This window comes from Enterococcus sp. DIV1368f (genome assembly GCF_051712245.1).
Taxonomy (GTDB): Bacteria; Bacillota; Bacilli; order Lactobacillales; family Enterococcaceae; genus Enterococcus; species Enterococcus faecalis.
On record NZ_JBIOON010000001.1, the window covers coordinates 607743 to 630070 of the forward strand.

General features: G+C 37.4%; 20 protein-coding genes and 2 other annotated features. Of the genes, 15 read left to right on the forward strand and 5 right to left on the reverse strand.

Features of this window, described 5'->3' with window-relative positions; all coding sequences use genetic code 11:
- Window positions 1-10: 10 nt before the first annotated feature.
- Window positions 11-655, reverse strand: a complete 645-nt coding sequence (locus tag IGL07_RS03035) for an amino acid ABC transporter permease (RefSeq protein ID WP_002383057.1) — start codon at window positions 653-655, stop codon at window positions 11-13.
- A 53-nt stretch (window positions 656-708) separates the two neighbouring features.
- Window positions 709-951: a binding site (T-box leader), on the reverse strand.
- Between the two features lie 156 nt (window positions 952-1107).
- Window positions 1108-1340: a binding site (T-box leader), on the reverse strand.
- 147 nt (window positions 1341-1487) lie between these two features.
- Between IGL07_RS03035 and IGL07_RS03040 the strand changes: the two genes are divergently transcribed.
- From IGL07_RS03040 to IGL07_RS03065, 6 genes are all read left to right on the forward strand, one after another.
- Complete coding sequence (locus IGL07_RS03040; protein ID WP_010817077.1) at window positions 1488-3119, forward strand: peptide ABC transporter substrate-binding protein; 1632 nt, start codon at window positions 1488-1490, stop codon at window positions 3117-3119.
- 106 nt (window positions 3120-3225) lie between these two features.
- Window positions 3226-3474 carry a GlsB/YeaQ/YmgE family stress response membrane protein gene (locus IGL07_RS03045; RefSeq protein ID WP_002355684.1) on the forward strand — a complete coding sequence of 83 codons (249 nt, stop codon included), beginning with the start codon at window positions 3226-3228 and terminating at the stop codon, window positions 3472-3474.
- A gap of 377 nt (window positions 3475-3851) precedes the next feature.
- Window positions 3852-5591, forward strand: a complete 1740-nt coding sequence (locus tag IGL07_RS03050; RefSeq protein ID WP_025189485.1) for a DUF2264 domain-containing protein — start codon at window positions 3852-3854, stop codon at window positions 5589-5591.
- A 3-nt stretch (window positions 5592-5594) separates the two neighbouring features.
- On the forward strand, window positions 5595-6422 hold the full coding sequence (locus IGL07_RS03055; RefSeq protein WP_010817079.1) for a hypothetical protein: 828 nt from the start codon (window positions 5595-5597) through the stop codon (window positions 6420-6422).
- A gap of 382 nt (window positions 6423-6804) precedes the next feature.
- Window positions 6805-7968: a glycoside hydrolase family 88 protein gene (locus IGL07_RS03060; protein ID WP_010817080.1), complete on the forward strand. Its 1164-nt coding sequence runs from the start codon at window positions 6805-6807 to the stop codon at window positions 7966-7968.
- 12 nt (window positions 7969-7980) lie between these two features.
- Complete coding sequence (locus tag IGL07_RS03065) at window positions 7981-9759, forward strand: glycoside hydrolase family 35 protein (RefSeq protein WP_033623995.1); 1779 nt, start codon at window positions 7981-7983, stop codon at window positions 9757-9759.
- 24 nt (window positions 9760-9783) lie between these two features.
- Here IGL07_RS03065 and IGL07_RS03070 read toward each other — a convergent pair whose 3' ends face one another.
- A complete protein-coding gene (locus IGL07_RS03070; protein WP_002366233.1) occupies window positions 9784-10491 on the reverse strand; it encodes a GntR family transcriptional regulator in 708 nt (235 codons plus the stop codon).
- Window positions 10492-10751: 260 nt separating this feature from the next.
- On the opposite strand from IGL07_RS03070, the gene IGL07_RS03075 reads away from it, so the two are divergent.
- The 4 genes from IGL07_RS03075 to IGL07_RS03090 all read left to right on the forward strand — a co-directional run bounded on the left by IGL07_RS03075 (window position 10752) and on the right by IGL07_RS03090 (window position 16407).
- On the forward strand, window positions 10752-11645 hold the full coding sequence (locus tag IGL07_RS03075) for a PTS mannose/fructose/sorbose transporter subunit IIAB (protein WP_002383065.1): 894 nt from the start codon (window positions 10752-10754) through the stop codon (window positions 11643-11645).
- A 48-nt stretch (window positions 11646-11693) separates the two neighbouring features.
- Window positions 11694-12485, forward strand: a complete 792-nt coding sequence (locus tag IGL07_RS03080) for a PTS mannose/fructose/sorbose/N-acetylgalactosamine transporter subunit IIC (protein WP_002358771.1) — start codon at window positions 11694-11696, stop codon at window positions 12483-12485.
- Complete coding sequence (locus IGL07_RS03085) at window positions 12478-13278, forward strand: PTS system mannose/fructose/sorbose family transporter subunit IID (protein WP_002383066.1); 801 nt, start codon at window positions 12478-12480, stop codon at window positions 13276-13278. Before IGL07_RS03080 ends, IGL07_RS03085 begins: the two co-directional genes overlap by 8 nt.
- Window positions 13279-13392: 114 nt before the next feature.
- Window positions 13393-16407 (forward strand): polysaccharide lyase 8 family protein, encoded by a 3015-nt coding sequence (locus IGL07_RS03090; protein WP_010817082.1) that lies wholly within the window; start codon window positions 13393-13395, stop codon window positions 16405-16407.
- A gap of 69 nt (window positions 16408-16476) precedes the next feature.
- Here the strand turns inward: IGL07_RS03090 and IGL07_RS03095 are convergent, their stop codons facing one another.
- Together IGL07_RS03095 and IGL07_RS03100 are read right to left on the reverse strand one after the other, a co-directional pair.
- Window positions 16477-16800 carry a DUF960 domain-containing protein gene (locus IGL07_RS03095; RefSeq protein ID WP_002355697.1) on the reverse strand — a complete coding sequence of 108 codons (324 nt, stop codon included), beginning with the start codon at window positions 16798-16800 and terminating at the stop codon, window positions 16477-16479.
- A 251-nt stretch (window positions 16801-17051) separates the two neighbouring features.
- Window positions 17052-17660: a 50S ribosomal protein L25/general stress protein Ctc gene (locus IGL07_RS03100; protein WP_002358773.1), complete on the reverse strand. Its 609-nt coding sequence runs from the start codon at window positions 17658-17660 to the stop codon at window positions 17052-17054.
- Window positions 17661-17990: 330 nt separating this feature from the next.
- Here IGL07_RS03100 and IGL07_RS03105 point away from each other — a divergent pair, with 330 nt between their 5' ends.
- Both IGL07_RS03105 and IGL07_RS03110 read left to right on the forward strand, forming a co-directional pair.
- Window positions 17991-18773, forward strand: coding sequence for a pseudouridine synthase (locus tag IGL07_RS03105; protein WP_010817083.1), 783 nt, complete (start codon window positions 17991-17993; stop codon window positions 18771-18773).
- Window positions 18770-19450 carry a YjjG family noncanonical pyrimidine nucleotidase gene (locus IGL07_RS03110; protein WP_010817084.1) on the forward strand — a complete coding sequence of 227 codons (681 nt, stop codon included), beginning with the start codon at window positions 18770-18772 and terminating at the stop codon, window positions 19448-19450. The genes IGL07_RS03105 and IGL07_RS03110 overlap by 4 nt, the downstream gene beginning before the upstream one ends.
- Before the next feature lie 35 nt (window positions 19451-19485).
- Here the strand turns inward: IGL07_RS03110 and IGL07_RS03115 are convergent, their stop codons facing one another.
- Window positions 19486-19941, reverse strand: a complete 456-nt coding sequence (locus IGL07_RS03115) for a GNAT family N-acetyltransferase (RefSeq protein WP_010817085.1) — start codon at window positions 19939-19941, stop codon at window positions 19486-19488.
- Between the two features lie 174 nt (window positions 19942-20115).
- Between IGL07_RS03115 and udk the strand changes: the two genes are divergently transcribed.
- The 3 genes from udk to IGL07_RS03130 all read left to right on the forward strand — a co-directional run bounded on the left by udk (window position 20116) and on the right by IGL07_RS03130 (window position 22324).
- Complete coding sequence (gene udk, locus IGL07_RS03120) at window positions 20116-20745, forward strand: uridine kinase (protein WP_002355702.1); 630 nt, start codon at window positions 20116-20118, stop codon at window positions 20743-20745.
- Window positions 20746-20914: 169 nt separating this feature from the next.
- Window positions 20915-21256, forward strand: a complete 342-nt coding sequence (locus IGL07_RS03125) for a type II toxin-antitoxin system PemK/MazF family toxin (protein ID WP_002355703.1) — start codon at window positions 20915-20917, stop codon at window positions 21254-21256.
- A gap of 102 nt (window positions 21257-21358) precedes the next feature.
- On the forward strand, window positions 21359-22324 hold the full coding sequence (locus tag IGL07_RS03130) for a Gfo/Idh/MocA family protein (RefSeq protein WP_010817086.1): 966 nt from the start codon (window positions 21359-21361) through the stop codon (window positions 22322-22324).
- Window positions 22325-22328: the final 4 nt, after the last annotated feature.

Consider the following 22328-nt stretch of genomic DNA (forward strand, 5'->3'; position numbering starts at 1 on the left):
TAGAGTCCTCCTATTTATAATATTGATAGAATTTTTCAATTTTCTTAGAAGCAACAGTCAAAATTGCCGTAAAGAGTAAATAAATCACTCCCACTAAAGCTAATGGCACTAATGTAACATCGCGGCTCATCGCAATTTTACCAGCACGTAAAAGATCGCCTAAGCCAAGTACATAAATAAGAGAAGTATCCTTGACCAAATTGATAATTTCATTTCCTACGGAAGGCAGCACGATTTTAACAACTTGTGGCAAAATAATTCGCGTGACTGTTTGAAAACGTGTTAAACGTAAAACCTTAGCAGCTTCATATTGACCTTGGGGAATTGCTTGAATCCCCCCGCGAAAAATTTCAGCAAAGTACGCAGCATAATTTAAAATAAATGCGAATAAGGCTGCATCGTAACGTTCAAAGACAATACCAATTAATGGTAAGCCGTAAAAAACAAAAATTAATTGTAACAATAGCGGAGTGCCGCGCATTAACCAAATGTAGAGGTTAATTAAGTAACGTAAAGGTTTAAACGAACTTTGTAAAATAAAGGCAATGATGATCCCCAGTGGAATCGAGCCAAGGAGTGTAAAGAAAAAGACTTTCAGTGTCATGCCAGCTCCGCTAACTAAAGCAGGTAAAATTTCTAAAATATAATCCATCATTTTTTCCTCCAACAATTTTTATTAAAAAACAAAAAAGCCTCTTGGCTGTGAGCCAAGAGGACGAATCGCATTCGTGGTGCCACCTCAATTTACTTATCTTTCACAAGATAAGCCTTATGTAGTTGCGTTGACAACTACTCTCTGTTAACGATAGAGTCACCGTTTTTTCTTACTAAAGGATTCAGAAAAACATCTTTTAGGTGTGAGTAAAGAAGAATCCATCTTTTTCTTTCAGCCAATGAAAAAGTCTCTGTAAAGGAAGAGCTAAATTACTATGTCCTAAGCCTTGATTTGTAAGTATGAAATTGTTCGAACGGAACAGAAAACCTGTTGCTTTTCTAGATTATCCCATTAAGCATATGGAAAAGAGGACAACAGACTTGAGCAGTTGAGGCACTCTCTCAGATTGAAAAGTGCATCTAAAAAAACAAAAAAGTCCTTTGGCTGACTAGCCAAAGGACGAATAATCAATTATCGTGGTTCCACCTTAGTTTATTCGTGTTTCGCAACACGAACCTTATGAAGTTCATAACTTCGCCTGTTAACGAGTGGTCCCGGACTTTCCTACTAAGGGTTCAAAAAGTCAACTCCCAGATGTGGTTCGCTGTTTCTTTACGTCTTTTTCCACCAACCAAAGACTCTCTTCACTAAAGGAAACAGTTACTCTTCTGTTCTCTGTTTTTCAATACTGTACCACCAGAAAAAATATCTGTCAACTCTTATTCTTAAAAAAATATTTTTCTTTCAAAAAGTAAGTGCTGAAAAAGGACAAATGTATGGAAAATCATGTAAAATGTAGGTAAGTTGTTTGAACAGAAGGAGGAGTTTTGGTATGAAACAGAAAAAGTGGTTAATCGGACTTGTTGCACTGGGCTTGGTTTTAGCAGCATGTGGAAGTGGCGGTTCGAAAACGACCTCGAATGAAGCAGCTACACAGAAAATTAACGTCGCATCTGGTGGTGAACTCTCGACATTAGACAGCGCTCATTATACAGATGTCTATAGTTCCGATATGATTGGTCAAGTAGTTGAAGGCTTGTATCGACAAGATAAAAACGGAGATCCTGAGCTAGCTATGGCGAAAGCAGAGCCACAAGTTAGTGAAGACGGGTTAGTCTATACATTCAAGTTACGAGAGGCAAAATGGACAAACGGGGATCCTGTTAAAGCAGGGGATTTTGTAGTTGCGTTTAGAAACGTGGTCGATCCAACGTATGGTTCAAGTAGCAGTAATCAAATGGATATTTTTAAAAATGGGCGTGCGGTGCGGGAAGGACAAGCCACGATGGAAGAATTTGGTGTCAAAGCAATCGATGACCAGACACTAGAACTAACATTGGAAAATCCAATTCCTTATTTAGCCCAAGTCTTAGTTGGAACACCTTTTATGCCTAAAAATGAAGCCTTTGCCAAAGAAAAAGGTACTGCCTATGGGACTTCTGCAGATAATTTTGTTGGCAATGGGCCGTTTGTAATTTCAGGCTGGGATGGCAATTCCGAAACTTGGAAATTGAAGAAGAATGATCATTATTGGGATAAAGAACACGTAAAATTGAATGAAATTGATGTTCAAGTAGTGAAAGAAATTGGCACAGGAGCCAATCTTTTTGATAATGGCGATTTAGATTACACTGTTTTAGCAGATACTTATGCACTTCAGTATAAAGAGTCAAAACAAGCGCATTTTGTGCCTAAAGCCATGGTGGGTTATTTAAGCCCAAATCATCGCCGTGAAATTACCGGCAACGAACATGTTCGAAAAGCTTTTTTACAAGCGATTGACAAAGAAACTTTTGCAAAAGAAATTTTAGGAGATGGCTCGACAGCTTTAAATGGTTTTGTACCAGCTAATTTTGCAAAAAATCCAGATACAGGTGAAGATTTCCGTAAAGAAAATGGTGATTTATTGCCATATAATATTAAAGAAGCCCAAGCTAACTGGACCAAAGCGAAAGAAGAGTTGGGCAAAGATAAAATTGAATTGGAACTAATCTCAGCGGACTCAGCGATTGCCAAGAAAACCATTGAATTTGTTCAAGGGCAATTGCAACAAAATTTACCAGGTTTAACAATCAAATTAAAATCACTGCCTTTGCAAAATCGTTTGGATTTACAAACAGCAGGTAATTACGATTTAGCCTTTGGAACATGGACACCTGACTATGCTGATCCCATTAATTTTTTAGAATTTTATGACTCAAAAAGTGGCTTAAATACTTCTGGTTATAACGATTCAGCGTATGATGCGGGTCTCCAAAAAGTTAGAAAAGATTACGCCAATGAACCTGAAAAACGCTGGAATGAATTACTAAGTTTAGAAAAAACATTAATTGAAAAAGATGCTGGTGTTTTACCACTATTCCAAGGAGCCATTGGTTACTTGAAATCAGATCGCTTACAAGGTTTGCAAGTATTTTCTTTTGGTCGCACAGTATCCTATCGTTTAGCTTATGTAGAAGAATAAATTGACTTCTGAAAAGTCCTATCTTTTGAAAAAGTCTGCTTTCTGTTTTATCCTTAAAGTAGGAAAATTAACTAAAAAAATCAACTATGAAAGGTAGGTTTTTCAAATGTTTAGCTTTCTATGGGCATTAATTGTCGGAGGAATTATTGGCGCAATTGCTGGCGCAATTTTAGGAAAAGACGTGCCAGGTGGCATTATTGGAAATATTATCGTGGGCTTTTTAGGAAGTTGGGTAGCATCACTCTTGTTGCCTTCTTTAGGACCAGTCATCGGCGGCTTTCCAATTATCTCAGCGTTGCTAGGAGCGATTATCTGTATCGCAATTTACTCTTTTATTGTAAACCGCAAGGCGTAAAATTGTATTAAAATGATATCTTGAAAAGCATCATAAAACTTGTGAAGGTTAATCAGACCATTACTTTTGATGTCTTTTCTCTCATATTTTAAGTCTATGACAAAAATCCCTTTGGATTTTTGTCATAGACTCTTTTTTTTTAAATATTTATTATGAGAATTTCCTGCGTTAGACTGCTTATTTTTCATTTATTATTCATTTTTGATAAAGGAAGTTTTGTTGGATAAAGTGAATAGCTCAAGGCTCAACAAAAATAAAGAAAAAATTAATATGTTAAGTTCAAGGGAAGTGAAATTCTGCTCTCATAATACGTCGTTTTATTCATTAAACGATAGTTGAAAAAAATAAGTGCTCTTGTTATTCTTTGAATTAAACTAATGGGGGCGAAAAGCATGGAATCGTTAAAAAGTAATCTTTTTTTGACCAGAGAAGCATATTTGGAAGCTTTTGAAACAATCATGACACCTTTAAAAACGGCTATTTTAACATCAGAAAAACCTGGCGTGAATTTTGGGTCCAGTGGTGCTGTCTATGATCAGCAACATGCTGAAATGGAAGCGCTCATTCGACCATTATGGGGAATTGGACCGTATTGGGTTGCTTGTAAAGATGATGTTTTAAGAGATGCTTATGTGGAAAAATTAATCGCAGGTACCGATCCGTCATCCCCAGACTATTGGGGCGATATTGTTGATTATGATCAATATATTGTGGAAGCAGCAGCATTATCTTTAACTTTATTGCTTCATAAGACATATTTTTGGGCCTGTTTTTCTGAGAAACAGCAAGAAAATATCATGGTTTGGCTAAATAAAGCACTTGGTTGTAAAATTCCTAAAAATAATTGGACGTTTTTCAAAGTGCTCATTCGTTTGGCACTCGAGGAATGTGGACAAGTGATTAACCAAGCGGAACTAGAGGAAGAATTGGCGTTGATTGAACGCATGTATTTAGGTGATGGTTGGTATATGGATGGTAAAACTACGCAAAGAGATTATTATATTTCGTTTGCTTTTCATTATTATAGTTTGATTTATGTCAAATTTATGCGAGAAAGAGATCCTGTTCGTGCGAAACGTTTTACAGAACGAGCCGTTATGTTCGCGCAGGACTATCTGTACTATTTTGATGAGGAGGGCGAAGCTTTACCTTACGGACGTAGTCAAACGTATCGGTTTGCTCAAGGTGCATTTTTCGCAGCTTTGATATTTGCAGAAGTAGAGGCGTTACCTTGGGGACAAATAAAAACGCTGTTAGCAAAACATTTACACTGTTGGATGCAACAGACTATTTTCACTTATGATGGTCGGTTGTCCATTGGCTATCATTACGAAAATTTAGTAATGGCAGAAGGTTATAACGCACCAGGCTCTCCGTATTGGGCCTTTAAAACATTTTTGTTGCTCGCTGTGGATCAAGACCATCCGTTTTGGCGTGCTGAACCGCTGGCGATAAAACGAGAAGAAAAGCGTTTGATAGAAAAGGGAAACATGTTATTAATCCATCCTAAAATGAAAACGCATGTCCTCGGCTATCCTGCAGGACTATGGCTTGAAAATCAAGCGCATGCCGCGGCTAAATATAGTAAATTTGTCTATTCTAGCCGCTTTGGTTTTAGCGTTCCCAAAGCTGGCGCGTGTTATGAGGAGGGGGCTTTTGATAACGTATTGGCTGTTTCTCGTGATGGTGAATATTTTCGTGTTAAAGGGAAAGTTCATGATTTTTATTTAACAGAGGAGCAAGTTTATTATAAATGGCTACCTTTTCAAGAAGTAGAAATTGAAACAACCATTTATCCTTTTGGAGAATGGCATGTTAGAGTACATGAAATAGTGACATCGGTTCCATTAAAAGTGCGCGAAGGAGGATTTAGTCTACCGTTACTTGGAAAATTTTCAGAAAAAGAACTTGGTAAAGAGTGGGCTAGAGTCGATTCAGGAGAATTGGGTTCGCAAATAGTTGCAATTGAAGGGTATGACCACGCAGGTATTCTTCAACCTGAACCCAATACATCGTTGTTTTTCCAAAGAACAAGTTTACCTTATTTGCAAAAAGAGCTACCAATAGGAACGCATCGCCTGATTTGTTTGGTAGGTGGTGTGACAAGGGAGGAATAAAAAATGATAAAAATCGAATTGAAAAATAAAGACAATCAGATTATTACTGGCCGAATCGATCACGAAAAGCCAGAAGCGCCATTCATGGCGGAGGGAGACACGTTAGCGGTATTAGCAATTAAACAGTACCTTTATCAAGTTGGCGATAAAATTGTAGTGACTTATACAGGGGCTACCCCTTATTTGATGGTTCAATTAGATGAAACTTTGGCTCCTTCATTGATTTATCTAAAAGAAAAAGTTTGGGAATATCAAATTCCATTAGAAGAATCTGCTCGAAAAGCTTTTGTTGATACGGCCTTTCATTCAGCAAGGCACCAAATAATGGTTCGACAAGCGCACACGTTTGAAAAAGACAATTATCAAAATCTTTCTATGAATACACATGACCAAAAAGAATATTCAGGAGCCTATCCTCATGCATATGCAAACGTTGAAACGAGAGACGATGCTGTTTTCTTTGCGAAAAATGCGATTGATTCTAAGTTTGGTAACCTTTCTCATGGCTCGTATCCATTTGCTTCTTGGGGAATTAACCAGCAAAAGGAGGCACAGTTAACGATTGACTTTGGCAGGCCTGTAGAAACGGACTGGATCCGCTTGCTATTTCGGGCGGATTACCCACATGATAGCTATTGGGAGGAAGTCACTTTAGCTTTTTCAGATGGTGAGGAACGAGTAGTTGCCACAACGAATACCGCCTGTTTTCAAGAAATAAAGTTCCCAATGAAAACAACACAAACTTTGACATTAACATGCTTACGAAAAGCGCTGGACTCTTCTCCGTTTCCAGCGTTGACCCAAATTGAAGTATTCGGTCGGAATAAATAACAAGAGGTCGGGACAGAACCGTTTAGCTCTGAGAAATAAGAAGAAATTTCCGAAAATTTCTCTTTGATTTTTGGAGACCAAGTAGGTATTGTTCATCATCGAATCACTACGTTCTTCGTGATTCTCAACAATTTCGGCTTATTTCCGAAGGACCTTCAACTCTTAGAGCTTTAGCTCTTAGAAGTTGTTGAGATCGGAGCAACGCGTAGTGTTGGTTCTGTTCCCGCCGTTTATCAGTTTTTGAGCGTGGAGCAAAAATCCAAAGTGATTTTTGTCCCACGCTCTTGTTTTTAAGAGAAATAATCAAGAAAGGTCGCTTTTTATTTTCTTTTACGTTATAATACAATAAGTTAATATGTTAACAAGTTAAGGAGTGGTGGAGATGTGTAGTCAAGAAAATAAACAAAGACTGATCTCTCTAGGAGAAAATGTCACAGATGAATGGATTCAAACGCAATTAAATGAATGCGTTTCAAAAATTGCTAAAAATATGCAGCGTTTCGGAACACAGTTTCCTTCAGCTTGTGCTACGAATGGTCGATATCGTCTCAAAGCTAACGATGATTGGACCAATGGCTTTTGGACAGGCATGCTTTGGCTGGCATATGAGTGGTCTCACCAAGAAAAATTTCGTTTACTGGCAATGGAAAATATTGACAGCTTTCAACAACGATTAGAGGAGCATTTTGTTTTGGACCACCATGACATTGGTTTTTTATATAGTCTATCGGCGGGTGCTGGGTATAAAATTACCGGTGATGAGCGCTGTAAACAAGAAGTGCTAGCTGCCGCTGAAGTATTGTCAGCACGATTCCAAGAAAATGGCTCCTTCATTCAAGCGTGGGGCCATTATGGTGATCCCAAAGAATATCGATTAATTATCGACTCATTAATGAATTTACCGCTTTTATTTGAAGCAACTAAATTATCTGGAAATAGGGTTTATGAGGAAATTGCCTCACGTCACTATCATACGTTAATGAAAACGGTGATTAAATCCGATGCGACAACTTATCATACCTATTATTTTGATCCAGAAACAGGCAAACCAAAACATGGAGCTACGCATCAAGGACATAGTGATACTTCCATTTGGGCACGAGGCCAAAGTTGGGCAATTTTAGGGATTCCCCTAAACGAAACATTTCTCCATTCCCAACGATTTCCGGAAATTTATCCACAAATAGTGGAGGTTTTTCTAGCTCATTTGCCAGCAGATTTAATTCCCTATTGGGATTTTGATTTTAATGACCAAATGCCATCTGACAAAGATAGCTCGGCACTGGCAATTGCGGCATGTGGTTTATTGGAAGCAGACAAACTACAGGCTTTTCCTCAAGCGAAAGAGCTTGCCAAAGGAATGATTTATCAATTAGGAGAATATTATCGTACGCAAAATGATTCCGAAAATGAAGGACTGCTACTCCATGGTGTTTACGCACATGCAGAAGGAAAAGGGATTGATGAACCCAACTTATGGGGCGATTATTTTTACATGGAAGCCTTAATGCGTTTAGCAAAACCATCATGGCAAAGATACTGGTAAAGGGGAAAAATGATGCAAACGTTTGAGATTAAAGAAGACTTTTTATTAAATGGACAACCAATAAAAATTATTAGCGGGGCGATTCATTACTTTCGAATGACACCTAGACAATGGGAAGATAGCCTCTATAATCTGAAAGCTTTAGGGGCTAATACAGTAGAAACCTACATTCCTTGGAATATTCATGAACCAGAAGAAGGCGTATACGATTTTGAAGGAATGAAAAACATTGAAGCATTTGTCCGCTTGGCAGAAAAACTGAATTTACTAGTTATTCTGCGTCCTTCGGCTTATATTTGTGCAGAATGGGAGTTTGGTGGCTTACCAGCATGGCTTTTGAAAGAAAAAGGTGTGCGATTACGTTCGACAGATCCTATTTTTATGACTAAAGTTCGTAACTATTTTCAAGTATTACTGCCTAAACTAGCACCGCTGCAGATAACACAAGGTGGACCAGTGATCATGATGCAGGTTGAAAATGAATATGGGTCCTATGGCATGGAGAAAGCGTACTTACAACAAACCAAGCAGATAATGGAAGAACTGGGGATTGAGGTTCCTCTTTTTACATCTGATGGCGCTTGGGAAGAGGTTTTGGATGCGGGGACGTTAATTGAAGAGGATGTTTTTGTGACAGGAAATTTTGGTAGTCATTCGAAAGAAAATGCTGTCGTTTTGAGAAAATTTATGACTCGTCATGGTAAAAAATGGCCGTTGATGTGCATGGAATACTGGGATGGGTGGTTCAATCGTTGGGGCGAACCAGTGATTCAGCGAGAAGGTACCGACTTGGCGAAAGAAGTAAAAGATATGCTGGCAGTGGGTTCTTTAAATCTCTATATGTTTCATGGAGGAACAAATTTCGGCTTTTATAACGGGTGTTCGGCGCGAGGTGCAAAAGATTTACCTCAAGTCACTAGCTATGATTATGATGCTTTATTAACAGAAGCAGGAGAACCAACAGAAAAATATTATGCCGTTCAAAAAGCAATTAAAGAAGTATGTCCAGAAGTTTGGCAAGCACAACCACGCACGAAAAAACTGGGGAATTTAGGAAGCTTTCCAGTAACTGCTAGCGTATCCTTATTCGCAGTAAAAGATCAAATGATGACACCGAAGACCACCGCGTATCCATTAAGTATGGAAGAAGCTGGCTCAGGCTATGGCTACTTGCTTTATTCGTTTGATTTAAAAAATTATCATCATGAAAATAAACTAAAAGTGGTTGAGGCCAGTGATCGTTTACACATTTATGTAGATGGAGATTTAGCTGCTACCCAATATCAAGAGACAGTGGGAGAAGAGCTACTGATTTCAGGGCAAACTGAAAAAGACACACTTGTGTTAGATATCTTAGTGGAAAATTTAGGTCGCGTTAATTATGGCTTTAAATTAAATAATCCGACACAAAGTAAAGGAATTCGAGGTGGAGTGATGCAAGACATTCATTTTCATCAAGGCTATCAACACTATCCCTTAACTTTTTCACAAGAGCAATTAGCCAAGATTGATTACACAGCTGGAAAAAATCCATTGCAGCCTTCATTTTATCAAGTAACATTTGAATTAGAACAGCTAGCAGACACGTATATTGACTGTCGAGGCTACGGCAAAGGATTCGTTGTGGTCAATGGCCATCATCTAGGTCGTTATTGGGAAATAGGACCCATTCATTCGCTGTATTGTCCCAAAGAATTTTTACAGCAAGGACAAAATGAAGTAGTAATTTTTGAAACAGAAGGAATTAACATTGAGTACTTGAAATTTACGAATCAAGTAATCATAGATTAAAAAAATAGAAGTAGAAGCTGAAATTTATTCGGCTTCTACTTCTATTTTGGTTTTGAAATATTTCCAATGTTTATAACTAATAATATATTCAGCAACACTACCATCTGCGAGATAGGAATGTTTAACTTGTTTAACAGCGGGTTCACGAAAACTTAATTGAAGTAAGTTCAATAACTCAGCATCTTCGGGAAAGACAATTTCATTTGTTTCTACAGAAGCCAACGAGAAGAGGTCTACTGAAAAATCTTTACGGACTCGTTCATACACACTTGCATAAGCTGTGAGGTCCTTTGAGAGCGGCTCTTTAACAAGCTTTTTGGGAAGATGTGTGATATGTACGAGAAAGGGTGTATCTTCAGAATAGCGTACACGCTTGATTCTATAATAAGAAGCGTTAGCTGGTAAGCCTAATTCCTTTAAAATTTCGGCTTGATTTTCTTCTTCAATTGAAAGGACTTTAACTTTTTCAGAGTCTAAAGAATGCAACTCGATATCAGAAAATTTTACATTTTGAGAAACTTTTGATTTCGAAACAAAGGTCCCTTTTCCTTGGATACGATACAAGTAACCTGCACTGGTCAACTCATTCAGTGCTTTGACAGCTGTGATAGAGCTAACAGCATATTTTCGTTTAATATCGGCTTCAGAATAAAATTTATCACCAGGAATAAAGGTATGATTTTTTATTTCACGTAAAAGGTCTTGTTTAATTTGTTCATATTTAGGTAACATGCGATTGCCTCCATTCTAGTAATCGAATGAATTAAGCATAACATGTTAACTAGCCTTTAGCAAACACTTTGAAAAAGAGGAAAGACAATTTTTATTTAAAGAATTCAAAAAAATAAATTCAATATATTAAGATATTAGGTTTACGGATAACTTAGTATGTGTTATAGTAAGTTCGTAGAGAACATAACATGTTAAGTAGGGTCACCTACATCTAGGGAGGGAAATTCGTGGAAAACATTGTACTAATTAGTCATGGTAGCATGGCTGAAGGCGTCAAAGTTAGCTTAGAAATGATCGTTGGTCGGCAAGAACACGTGCATACAGTCTCATTACGACCAGATAGTGACAATCTTCAATTTGAGAAAGAGCTAAATGAAAAAATGAAAGCCCTTAACGGTACGACACTGATTATTGCTGATTTACTAGGAGGAACGCCATGTAACGTGGCAACTAAGAATTATTTGAACGTTGACGGAGTGGAAATTATTGCAGGGATGACGCTCTCTGTTGTGATTGAAGCAGTGGTTAATCAACAGGCTTCGATTAAAGAATTAGTTTGTTTAGCACAAGAAAATATTGTTGATGTAAAGGCTGGAATGAATCAAGCAGAACAAGAGATTTCAGAAGCCAGTAAAGAAAAAGAGTTAAGTAACTATAGTCAATATGCTGGAAAAGAAAATATTGTAAACACACGGATTGATGAACGGTTAATTCATGGACAAGTAGCGGGAATTTGGTCGACAAGTCTTAGTACACAGCGAATAATTGTAGCCAATGATGAGGCGGCTACAGATCCTTTACAAAAATCATCTTTGAGAATGGCAGCGCCTTCTTCGATGCGTTTATCTGTTCTTGGAGTAGAAGCTGCCGCTAAAAATATTCAATCAGGAAAATATGGTAAACAGCGTTTATTTTTATTATTTAAAAATCCGAAAGATGTGCTCCGCTTTATCGAAGCGCAAGGACCTATCAAAACTGTAAATGTTGGGAATATGAGTTACAAAGAAGGAGCACGCGAAGTAACAAAAAGTATTCAAGTTTTACCAGAAGAAGAACAAATTTTTGAAACAATCGCTTCAAAAGGCGTCACTGTGACAGCCCAATTAGTTCCAAACGATCCAGTCGTTGATTTTATGAAAAAATTACGCGGCTAAAACTGTCAGACTAAGAAAGAATATTTTTAAATTTAGGAGGAAATTTCAATGCATTTAGCAGCGTATCAAATTATTTTAATTACTATTTATGCGTTTATTGCTATTAATGACTCACTTATTTCAAATACGTTGACGCAACCAGCTATTGCTGGAATGATTTCTGGAATGATTATGGGAGATTTAAAAACTGGTTTAATGGTTGGCGGCACTCTTCAATTAATGCGTTTAGGAATTGCTGCTTTTGGTGGAGCATCGGTACCTGATTATTTCACAGGGGCTGTTTTAGGAACCGCTTTCGCTGTAATCTCTGGAAAAGGAGCGGAGTATGGTATTGGCTTAGCTGTTCCTGTTTCTCTGTTGATGTTGCAACTAGATGTAGTGGCCCGTTTTTGTAATGTCTTTTTACTTCATAGTGTCGATAAAGCGATTGATAAGATGCAAGTAAAACGGATTCCACGCTTAGTTTTATCTGGTTCTGTTCTATGGGGACTGTCTCGTGCTATTCCGATTTTATTAATGTTATTAGCGGGGGATGCTGTAGTAACAACGATTACCGATAACATGCCAGAATGGCTAATGACGGGCTTAAAAACAGCTGGAGGGGTATTACCTGTTGTCGGTGTAGGAATTTTATTACGTTACTTGCCAACGAAGCAATATATCCCCTATTTACTATTAGGCTTTTTCTTAGCGGCGTATTTAAAAGTTCCAATGTTAGGTGTTTCGATAGTTGGGATGGTAGCAGCGATGCTTGTATTTAAACGTGATGGGGCAAAAAGCACGACGCAAGCAACAACAGGAAATGGTGATTTTGAAGGAGGATATGACGGCGATGAGTAAGCATAAACTGACAAAAAAAGAATTAAATGCAATTAGCTGGCGTTATATTTTAGGAAGCCAATTAAACTGGAACTATGAACGTATGATGAGTTCAGGATATTTATACGGCATCTTACCTGTTTTAAAAAAATTCTATGGTCATGATGAAGCACAATTTCAAGATATGATGCGCACACACAATCAATTTTTTAACACCAATGCTATTTTTGGGAATTTAATTATGGGGATTGATGTTGCGATTGAAGAGCAAGATGGCTATAAAGCGAAAGAAACAATTATTGCGCTAAAAACAGCTCTGATGGGTTCTTTGGCAGGCGTGGGTGACTCTTTATTCCACGTTATTTGGGGGACGATTTTTGGCTCTGTTGCAGGGACACTGGCTCAAAATGGTTCGGTGGTGGGCTGTGTTATTTGGATTATTGCAAATATTGCACTATTGTTTGGTCGGGCCGCGCTCTTACCACTTGGTTATAAGCAAGGGGTCAAACTAGTGACGACCTTAAAAGACAAGTTATCTGCCTTTACGAATGCAGCAACTGTTCTTGGTGTGACTGTGATTGGTGCCTTAATTCCTTCAGTTATCAAGGCGACAGTTCCTTTTGTTTATAAAAAGAACGGGGTCGAATTAGTTATTCAAGATACGTTAGATGCGATTTTGCCTTCCTTAGTTCCAATCTTACTTGTTCTTTTGACTTATTGGATGTTAGGTCAAAAGAAACTAAATTCCACACGAGTGATTTGGATTATTTTAATTTTATCGATTGTTTTGAGTGCCTTTGGTATTTTGGCGTAAAAAGTATATTAAGTGATTTTCAGAGAGTCGGAGAGTGTAGAAAGTATTTTTCTTCACTCTTTTTCTCTAATTTGGATGTAAGCGTTTTATGATAATTTTTTAGGAGGAGAAAGAATGAAAAACAGGAAAATATGGGTAATGCTGGTCGGACTGTTTACTGCTTTGACGAGCGGATTTATGGGAACCACTCTTACTTTTGCAGAAGAAAACGAAGCGAGCCAAACGATTGAGCAACCCTCTTACATTTCAGATTTCCCCAATCAAGTTGGAAATTGGCAAGATTTGGTGGGAACAGCAGAAAAAAAGAATGATTCTGCTGGTTTATGGATCGCAAACACGAAGCAAGGGGCAAACCTCGAATCTGTCTCTATCAATCTTGATGCACGCGAACAATCTTCAGGAGATCTTGAACTAACCTTTTTATATGAAGGGCAAAGTAACTTCGGATTGGTTTTTCGCGGAGATAAACAAAAGACGAGTCAATGGCAATCTTTTGCTTATAATCGTGACGGCCGCTGGCAATTAGGACAACCAGGCGGTAAATGGCTAACTAATATTCCGGGACCAACATTACTAAGTGGCCAACAATATAAACTGCTGGTTCGCTATGATGGGAAAAAAATTCAGACATTCCTGAATGATCAATTATTTTATGAAAATGAAGAGGTTCATTATCCTGATGGTACGTCCATTAATGATGACTGGACGGGTGCTGTAGGAATTAGACTATTTGGTAATCTTTCAAAGCTGAATATCATTTCTATGAAAAGTGGCTCCGTTGGTAGCATTCCTGTTATCGATTCATCTGCAGAGTACCGAGAATTAAAAGAAAAATGGCGAAATCAGCTTGTTTCAAAAGAATATGATTCAACTAACCAAGCGCTTGTAGACTACGTCCAAAAAATCTCCAATGAAGCAACAGAACTCGATCAAACGATGAATAAAGAGCCGAACCGCAACTATTTATGGCCACTAGAGCCTGGCAATACGCCATCGGCTGATTTAACGACTCAATTTACCAAATTGCAAAAATTAGCGTTAGCCTATGGAACGAAGGGGAGTACGCTTTACCAAGATGACAAATTGGCAGCAACCATTATTGATGGCTTAGATTTTATGGTAACGCAAAAAGGATATGATGGGAAAAAGTACCACGGAAATTGGTGGGACTGGCAAATTGGTGTGCCACAGAAGTTTCTTAATATTCTAATGATTTTAGAGGATAAAGTTTCTCCGGAAAAGCAACAAATCTATACAAATGCGTTGAGCAGTTATGTCCCAGATCCATTTAAACAGTTGTATACAAAACCACAAGGAACGTTTGTGGATTTAGCTTTTATCCCAAATTTTGTGACATCAGGAGCGAACCGAACGGACTTAGCTTTAACTGTTTTGGGGTTAGGAATTTTACAAAAGGATAGCGGGAAAATTAACCAAGCATCCAGTAGTATCGTCGATATATTTAAATTAGTCACAAAAGGTGATGGTTTTTACCAAGATGGTTCTTTTATCCAGCACAATAACATTCCTTATACAGGTTCGTATGGCAATGTTTTGGTGAAAGGGGTTGGACAAATTTTGGCCATTACAGCAGATTCATCTTTTCAAATGGATGCAACTCTTGTGACAGAATTTGTTGAAAATGTTGATCGTGCCTTTCTTCCTTTGATTTATAAAGGTGAAATGCTACCAACTGTGAATGGCCGTTCCATCTCAAGAGCCCCAGCAGTTGGAAAAACAGGCTATGGCTCAACTACCATGTATAATTTATTAATTGTGGCTAAATTTGCCCCTAATAATTATCAAAAGAAATTTCAAGAAGCCGTTAAATATTGGATGAAGGAGAACCCAGATTATTATTTGACGAATGCTCGTGATTTTAATGATTTACAGATGACTATGCAACTTTTAACTAATCCAGAAATTACGGGAGGGCAACTTCCTTTTACAGGCACGAAACTTTATGCTTCGATGGATCGATTTGTCCAACGCACACCTAGTTATATGTTTGGGCTAGGCTTGTATTCAAAGCGCACTGCATCTTTTGAAGCAGGGAATAAAGAAAATAAACGTGGCTGGCACACTGGTGACGGAATGATGTACGTATATAATGATGACGAGGTTCAATTTAATTCCAGCTATTGGCCAACTGTAGATCCCTATCGACTACCAGGAACAACGGTAGATACCATTTCTTTGGCAGATGAAGTTTCAGCATTTACAACAATCACATCGAAAGAGCAATGGGTTGGTGGAGTAACGTCAGAAAATCAGGCAGTAGTAGGGATGACTCTTAATAAAGACGGGACCAAAAATAATGGGAAACTTTTACCTATGAACCTACAAGCTAAAAAATCTTGGTTTGTATTAAATGGGCAAATTATCGCATTAGGCGCAGGAATTAAAGGGGATACAGAGGCTTCGATTGAGACAGTTGTTGATAATCGTTTGTTAAATGATGCGTATCAGTATCAAGTGCTATCAAATATTGGGGAGATTCATGAGAAAAATGAAACGAGTAAAAAACAATGGTTATTACTAAAGTCGGATCATTCCAATGCTAATATGGGTTATTATTTTCCAGAAGAAACAACGGTAAATGTTAAAAGTGAAACTAGAAAAGGAACCTATAAAGCAATTAATGAAGCATTTCCAAGTGATAAAGAATATGTAGGTGATTATCGAACATTTACGATTCAACATGGTCAACACCCAACGAACGAGCATTATGCTTATGTAGTTTTACCAGGAATCGATGAAACTGATTTAAAAACATATGCTGCCAAAAAAACAGTAGAAGTTCTCTCAAATACAGAAGAAATTCAAGCAATTAAGCAAGAAGAAGAAGGCTATCTTGGGGTTAACATTTGGTCAGAAACTGGCGGTACAATAGCAGGGATTACCTCAAATAAAGCTATTTCTTTAATGAGAAAGACACAACAACACCAAAAAACGTATACTTTCTCTGATCCCACACAAACAACTAAGACACTGACTTTAAAAATACCAAAAGATTACAGCACAGTAATTAGTCAAAGTGACGGAATCACTTATGATGATGCAACAGAAACCTTTACTATTAATTTTGAAAATGCTGCAGGAAGTAGTAAACAAATTATTGTAGAATAACTAAAAGAAATTAAAGTAGCCTCAAATTCCAGTTTAAACTGGAATTTGAGGCTACTTTGTTGAAATTATTTAAGATTCTAACATTTCTGCGGGTAATAAAATCGTTTCACGATGGCCATCATCAAAAGCAAAAATTCGCGACGGATATGCCGTAGAATAACTAAATGGTAAGTCGATGGCCATTTCTACTGAACTATTTTCTTGAGAAAAATGGACAGTCACTTTGCCATTATTGTTCAACAAATCAAAGTGAAGTAAGTCGTTTAAAGGGATAACCCCTTTTAGATTTAAGTCAATAATCAACCAAATACTATCAATTAAGCCACTAGGTAAGCTAGAAACAACACCTAATGAAGCATAGCGGCTACGGTCACTATCAAAACGTTCAAACATATGGATGACCTCCTTTTTGTTTACTTACTTTTAGTATACTGCAAATTTTAAAAAAAGAAATTGTTTCGTTTGAAAATATTGCGTAGATTAGCAAAAATTTAATATTCCTCTGTAGCTACCTAGCTTTGCAGGTGTCATCATTTATGTGAAGAAATCAAGACATGCAGTAAAAAGAAAATGGGACGTACGTTGTTTCAACGTACATCCCATTTCTAAAATTTAAGAGAATCAGCTGAACAAAAGTGTACTCTTTATTCGGCTAATTCTGGTTCAGTCGTTTCAGCAGCTGTTCCTTCTTCTTCTTCAGGAGCAGTTTGTGCTTCAACAATAGCAACTAGTTGTTCTTCTGGATCAGTTAAAATTTCATAGTCTTTGTGTTCAGGTAAATCAGCGATTGTAAGAGCATCACCAATTTCTAAGTTTGTAATATCTACTTCAATTGATTCTGGCAATTTATCTGGTGTGGCTGCCACTAAAACAGTGTACAAGTTTTGAGCTAAGGTACCCCCAGCTTTCACACCTGCAGATTCACCAATTAATTGAACTTCTGCTTCGACTTCTGTTGTTTCTTTCATATTTACAGATAAGAATTCAACATGAAGCATTTGACCAGTAAAGGTATCTAATTGTGCTTTCGACATTAATGTGTTGATGTTTTTGCCATCAACTGTCATTTTAATAACGGTGTTAGCACCATGTTCGCGTAAAATTTTTGATAAGTCTTTTTCTTCAAAATAGATTGGTGTACTTTCAATTTGGTAACCGTAAACAATGGCAGGTACTTTCCCTTCGTGACGTAGCTGATTTCTTAGTGAACGTGGACGGATAGCTCTTTCTTTAACTTCTAATTGTACTGACATAACCTAATTCCTCCTTGAAATAATGAGTGATTTGGTTAAACTCAGAAACAAAACATAATGGAAAAAAGAAACTCTTTTTTCAGTTGTTCTTGTCTAGAAAAATGCTAACAATAATCAAAAAATCCCCACAAATATTGCCAGGCAACACTCATGGGAATGGTTCATTGTTATCGTTGTTCTCTCCCAGGTCATTACGCTGTTTTTGAGAAACCTTTATTTACTTTACTTATTAACCGTAACACTTATATTTTTATACGTCAAGGAATTACCTTTTTCCACTTTTCATCTTTAACGGATTCCACTATACTAATACCAGAATGGAGCGGAACAATGCGATTAGATAAATTACTAGAAGAACTTCAGTTTGGATCACGCAAAACGGTGAAACGATTAATCAAAGGCAAGCAGGTCACTGTGGATGGCGTCGTGACTTTAAATGAAAGTCAAAATGTCGATGCGCAATTACAAATGATTAAAGTAAAAGGACAATTAATTTCGCATAAGACACATGTGTACTACATGTTGAATAAGCCAAAAGGTGTGGTTAGCGCTGTCTCAGATGCATCTAAAAAAACAGTCATTGATTTGATTGCGCCGCAAGACAGACGCCCTGGTCTTTATCCAGTGGGCAGACTCGATGGCGATACGGAAGGGTTACTTCTATTAACAGATAATGGACAATTAGGGTATCAATTAATTCGGCCAAATAAAGAAGTAGCGAAATGTTATGAAGTGAAAGTCAATGGTTTGGTCTCTGCAGAAGATTGTGCTAAATTTAAAGATGGGATTGTTTTGCAAGGAGGCATTCAATGTAAGCCAGCAAAAATAACTGTTCTTGCAGCGACTGAAACGGAGAGTCATGTTTTCCTGACTATTCAAGAAGGAAAATTTCACCAAGTGAAAAAAATGTTTTTATCTGTGGGGAAAAAAGTGACTGCTTTAAAACGCCAAACTATGGGGCCGTTGCGGCTAGATCCGCAATTACCTTTAGGTGCTTATCGTTCATTAACAAGAGAAGAGTTACAATTGCTATTGCCTTATTTTTTTATTGAAAAACAACAAACAAGCAAAGCGTTACCGAGTAATTTGAAAAGAGAAGAGGAACGGAAATGAAAACATTGCTTTTTGATGTTGATGATACATTGTTAGATTTTAAATTGGCTGAAAAGAAGGCGCTCCATGCCTTATTTGAAGAAGAAAATGTACCATTTACATCTGAAGTCGAGTCAACATACCACCGAATTAATCAAGGATTATGGCGTTCATTTGAAGAAGGAAAAATAACAAAAGATGTTCTCCTTGATACACGGTTTGGTTTATTATTTGACGCGTTTAATCGAGAAGTTGATAGCGTTAGAATGGGAGAAAACTACCGAGAATATTTAAGTCAAGGACATGACTTGCTTGGCAATAGTCAACGTATCTTGGAAAAATTAGCACCCCATTATGATTTATATATTGTGACAAACGGAGTGGCAAAAACACAGTATCGTCGGTTGGAAGATTCGAAATTAATGCCTTATTTTAAAGATATTTTTGTTTCAGAAGAAGTGGGTTATCAAAAACCGATGAAAGAGTATTTTGATTTTGTTTTTGAACGGATTCCTAATTTTAGTCGAGAAAAAACAATGATTATTGGTGATTCTTTGCATTCAGATATTCAAGGAGGCCAACAAGCGAAAATTCAAACTGTTTGGCTCAATCCGACCTCCGCTCCAGCAACACCAACCATTCAACCCAATTATACGATTCAACAGCTAGATGAGTTGTTATCAATTCTTGGGCATTAAAAAACAACATTTCCTGTACAGGAAATGTTGTTTTTTTAACTTAAATGTAACCGTAAGCGAACCATATCCTTTAAAGGCAAGCCGTTTTCTATAATGGGCTCATCATAATGATGGATAAAAAAATCTGATTCAATATGTGTCATTCGAAAACCGACTTTTTGGTAGAGATATAGCTGTTGAAAGCCTGTGCTCCCAGTCCCAATCTCCAAGTAATCATACTTTTCTTTTTTGGCAAAATCAATGGCAAAATGTAATAATTCTTGCCCGATGCCCCGCCCTCGGCTTTCTTCTGAGACAGCGATGTTTACGATTTCCAATGTCCGTGGGTGAGTCGGCAACAAGACTAAAATTCCTTGAAGTTCTTCAGTCTGATAGTCAAAGCAAATGCCGCGGGTAATGTAATCTGCCACCATTTTTTTTGCTGGATCTGCCTCATAAAGAAGAGCGTAATGCGCCGTTGTAAGTGTTTCTTTTTTGACTTTTTTAATCATAGGTAGGATTCTCCTTTTATTGATAAGTATACTGTAATTGAAAGAAGTGTGGGCAGATTTTTCATAAGAAGATAAAAATCACATGAAAAGTCTTGGAAAAGGTCTGGCATTCTTCAGAGTTTTCATTATAATAGTAAAAGACAATGAAGTTTTTGAAAAGAAAGAGGTTTATACATGAAAGATAGTCAGCCAATTATCATTGGTGTTACTGGCGGATCAGGAAGCGGAAAAACCAGTGTTAGCCGTGCGATTTTTAATAATTTTCCCGATCATTCAATTATGATGTTAGAACAGGATTCTTATTATAAAGATCAGAGCCATTTGAGTTTTGAAGAACGTTTAAATACCAATTATGATCATCCTTTTGCGTTTGATACAGATTTATTGATTCAACATGTTGAACAACTGTTAAACTATCAAGCCATTGAAAAGCCAGTTTATGACTACGTTGCGCATACAAGAAGTACAGAAACGGTGATACAAGAACCGAAAGAAGTAATTATTCTTGAAGGGATTTTAATTTTAGAAGATCGCCGCTTAAGGGATTTAATGGATATTAAAGTGTATGTGGATACAGATGATGACATCCGTATTATTCGTCGAATCAAGCGTGATATGGAAGAACGTGGCCGTACGTTGGATTCTGTGATTGAACAATATTTGACAGTCGTGAAGCCCATGTATCACCAATTTATTGAACCTACGAAACGTTATGCAGATATTATTGTGCCAGAAGGTGGCGAAAACCACGTCGCTATTGATTTAATTAATACAAAAGTGGATAGTATTTTAACAAAAATGTAATAGTCAGCTTAAATAGTCGTCTCTATATCAGAGTCGACTGTTTAAGCTTTTTTTTGACTTTTAAAGGGTGGTTTTATCAAATATTTTAAGGGATAGCTAAAAAGTTGAAAATATTGCAAGAAACAATATGCTATAATTTTTTAAAGGAAAAGGAGGGAAGGGAATCTGAATGATAAAAAGAGGTGAGGTTTTTTATGCGAATCTCTCACCAGTTGTTGGTTCCGAACAAGGTGGGATTCGACCTGTCCTGATTATTCAAAATAACAAAGGTAACTTATTTAGTCCAACGTTGATTGTTGCACCGATTACCCGTAACGTAAGCAAGCGGCTGCAACCAACGCAAGTCCTCATCGAAATTCCCCATAACGAGTGCAGGACACCATCACTTATTTTGTTAGAACAAATTCGAACATTGGATAAAGAACGAATGCTACACAAGGTTTGTCAACTTTCTCGTGAAGAGATGGAACAGGTCAATCAAGCTTTAAAAGTTAGCGTTGGTATCCGTTAATTTACATATAAAGAAATCGTTTTGGGGAAACGGTTTCTTTTTTTTGTTGAAATGGTTTCCAAATATTCGTTTTTCTCGTATAGTGAAAGAGGAGGCGATCATATGGATAAAATTCGTTATGGAATTATGAGTACTGCCCAAATTGTCCCAAGATTTGTAGCAGGGCTTCGAGAAAGCGCGCAAGCTGAAGTGCGCGGGATTGCATCAAGGCGTTTAGAGAATGCTCAAAAAATGGCTAAAGAATTAGCGATTCCGGTGGCTTATGGCAGTTATGAAGAGTTATGTAAGGATGAAACAATTGATATTATTTATATTCCCACCTACAATCAAGGACATTACTCAGCAGCTAAGCTTGCGTTATCACAAGGAAAACCCGTCCTACTGGAAAAACCATTTACATTAAATGCTGCTGAAGCAGAAGAACTCTTCACAATCGCACAGGAGCAAGGGGTTTTTCTAATGGAAGCTCAGAAGTCTGTCTTTTTACCAATTACCCAAAAAGTAAAGGCGACAATTCAAGAAGGGAGATTGGGAGAGATTTTATGGGTTCAGTCAGTTACTGCCTATCCCAATGTGGACCATATTCCCTGGTTTTACTCGAGAGAAGCGGGTGGTGGAGCGCTTCATGGCTCAGGAAGTTATCCATTACAATACTTACAATACGTATTAGGGAAAGAGATTCAAGCGGTTACGGGAACCGCAACGTATCAGCAAGGAGCGACGGATAGTCAATGTAATTTAGCTTTGAAATTTGCTGAAGGGACGCTGGGCAATATTTTTATTAATGTTGGTTTAAAGATACCTAGTGAAATGACCATTTGTGGGACGAAAGGGCAAATCGTTATTCCTAATTTTTGGAAAACAGATTGTGCTTATTATACAGATGCTCAAGGCAACACTGTTAAATGGTCTGAACAATTTACTAGTGAATTTACGTATGAAATCAATCATGTGAATCAATGTTTACAAGACAAAAAGCTAACTAGTCCCGTAATGACGAAAGAATTAACGATAGCAACCGTTAAAATTGTTGAAGGTTTTTATCAAGAATGGTTTGATAACGAATAATTAC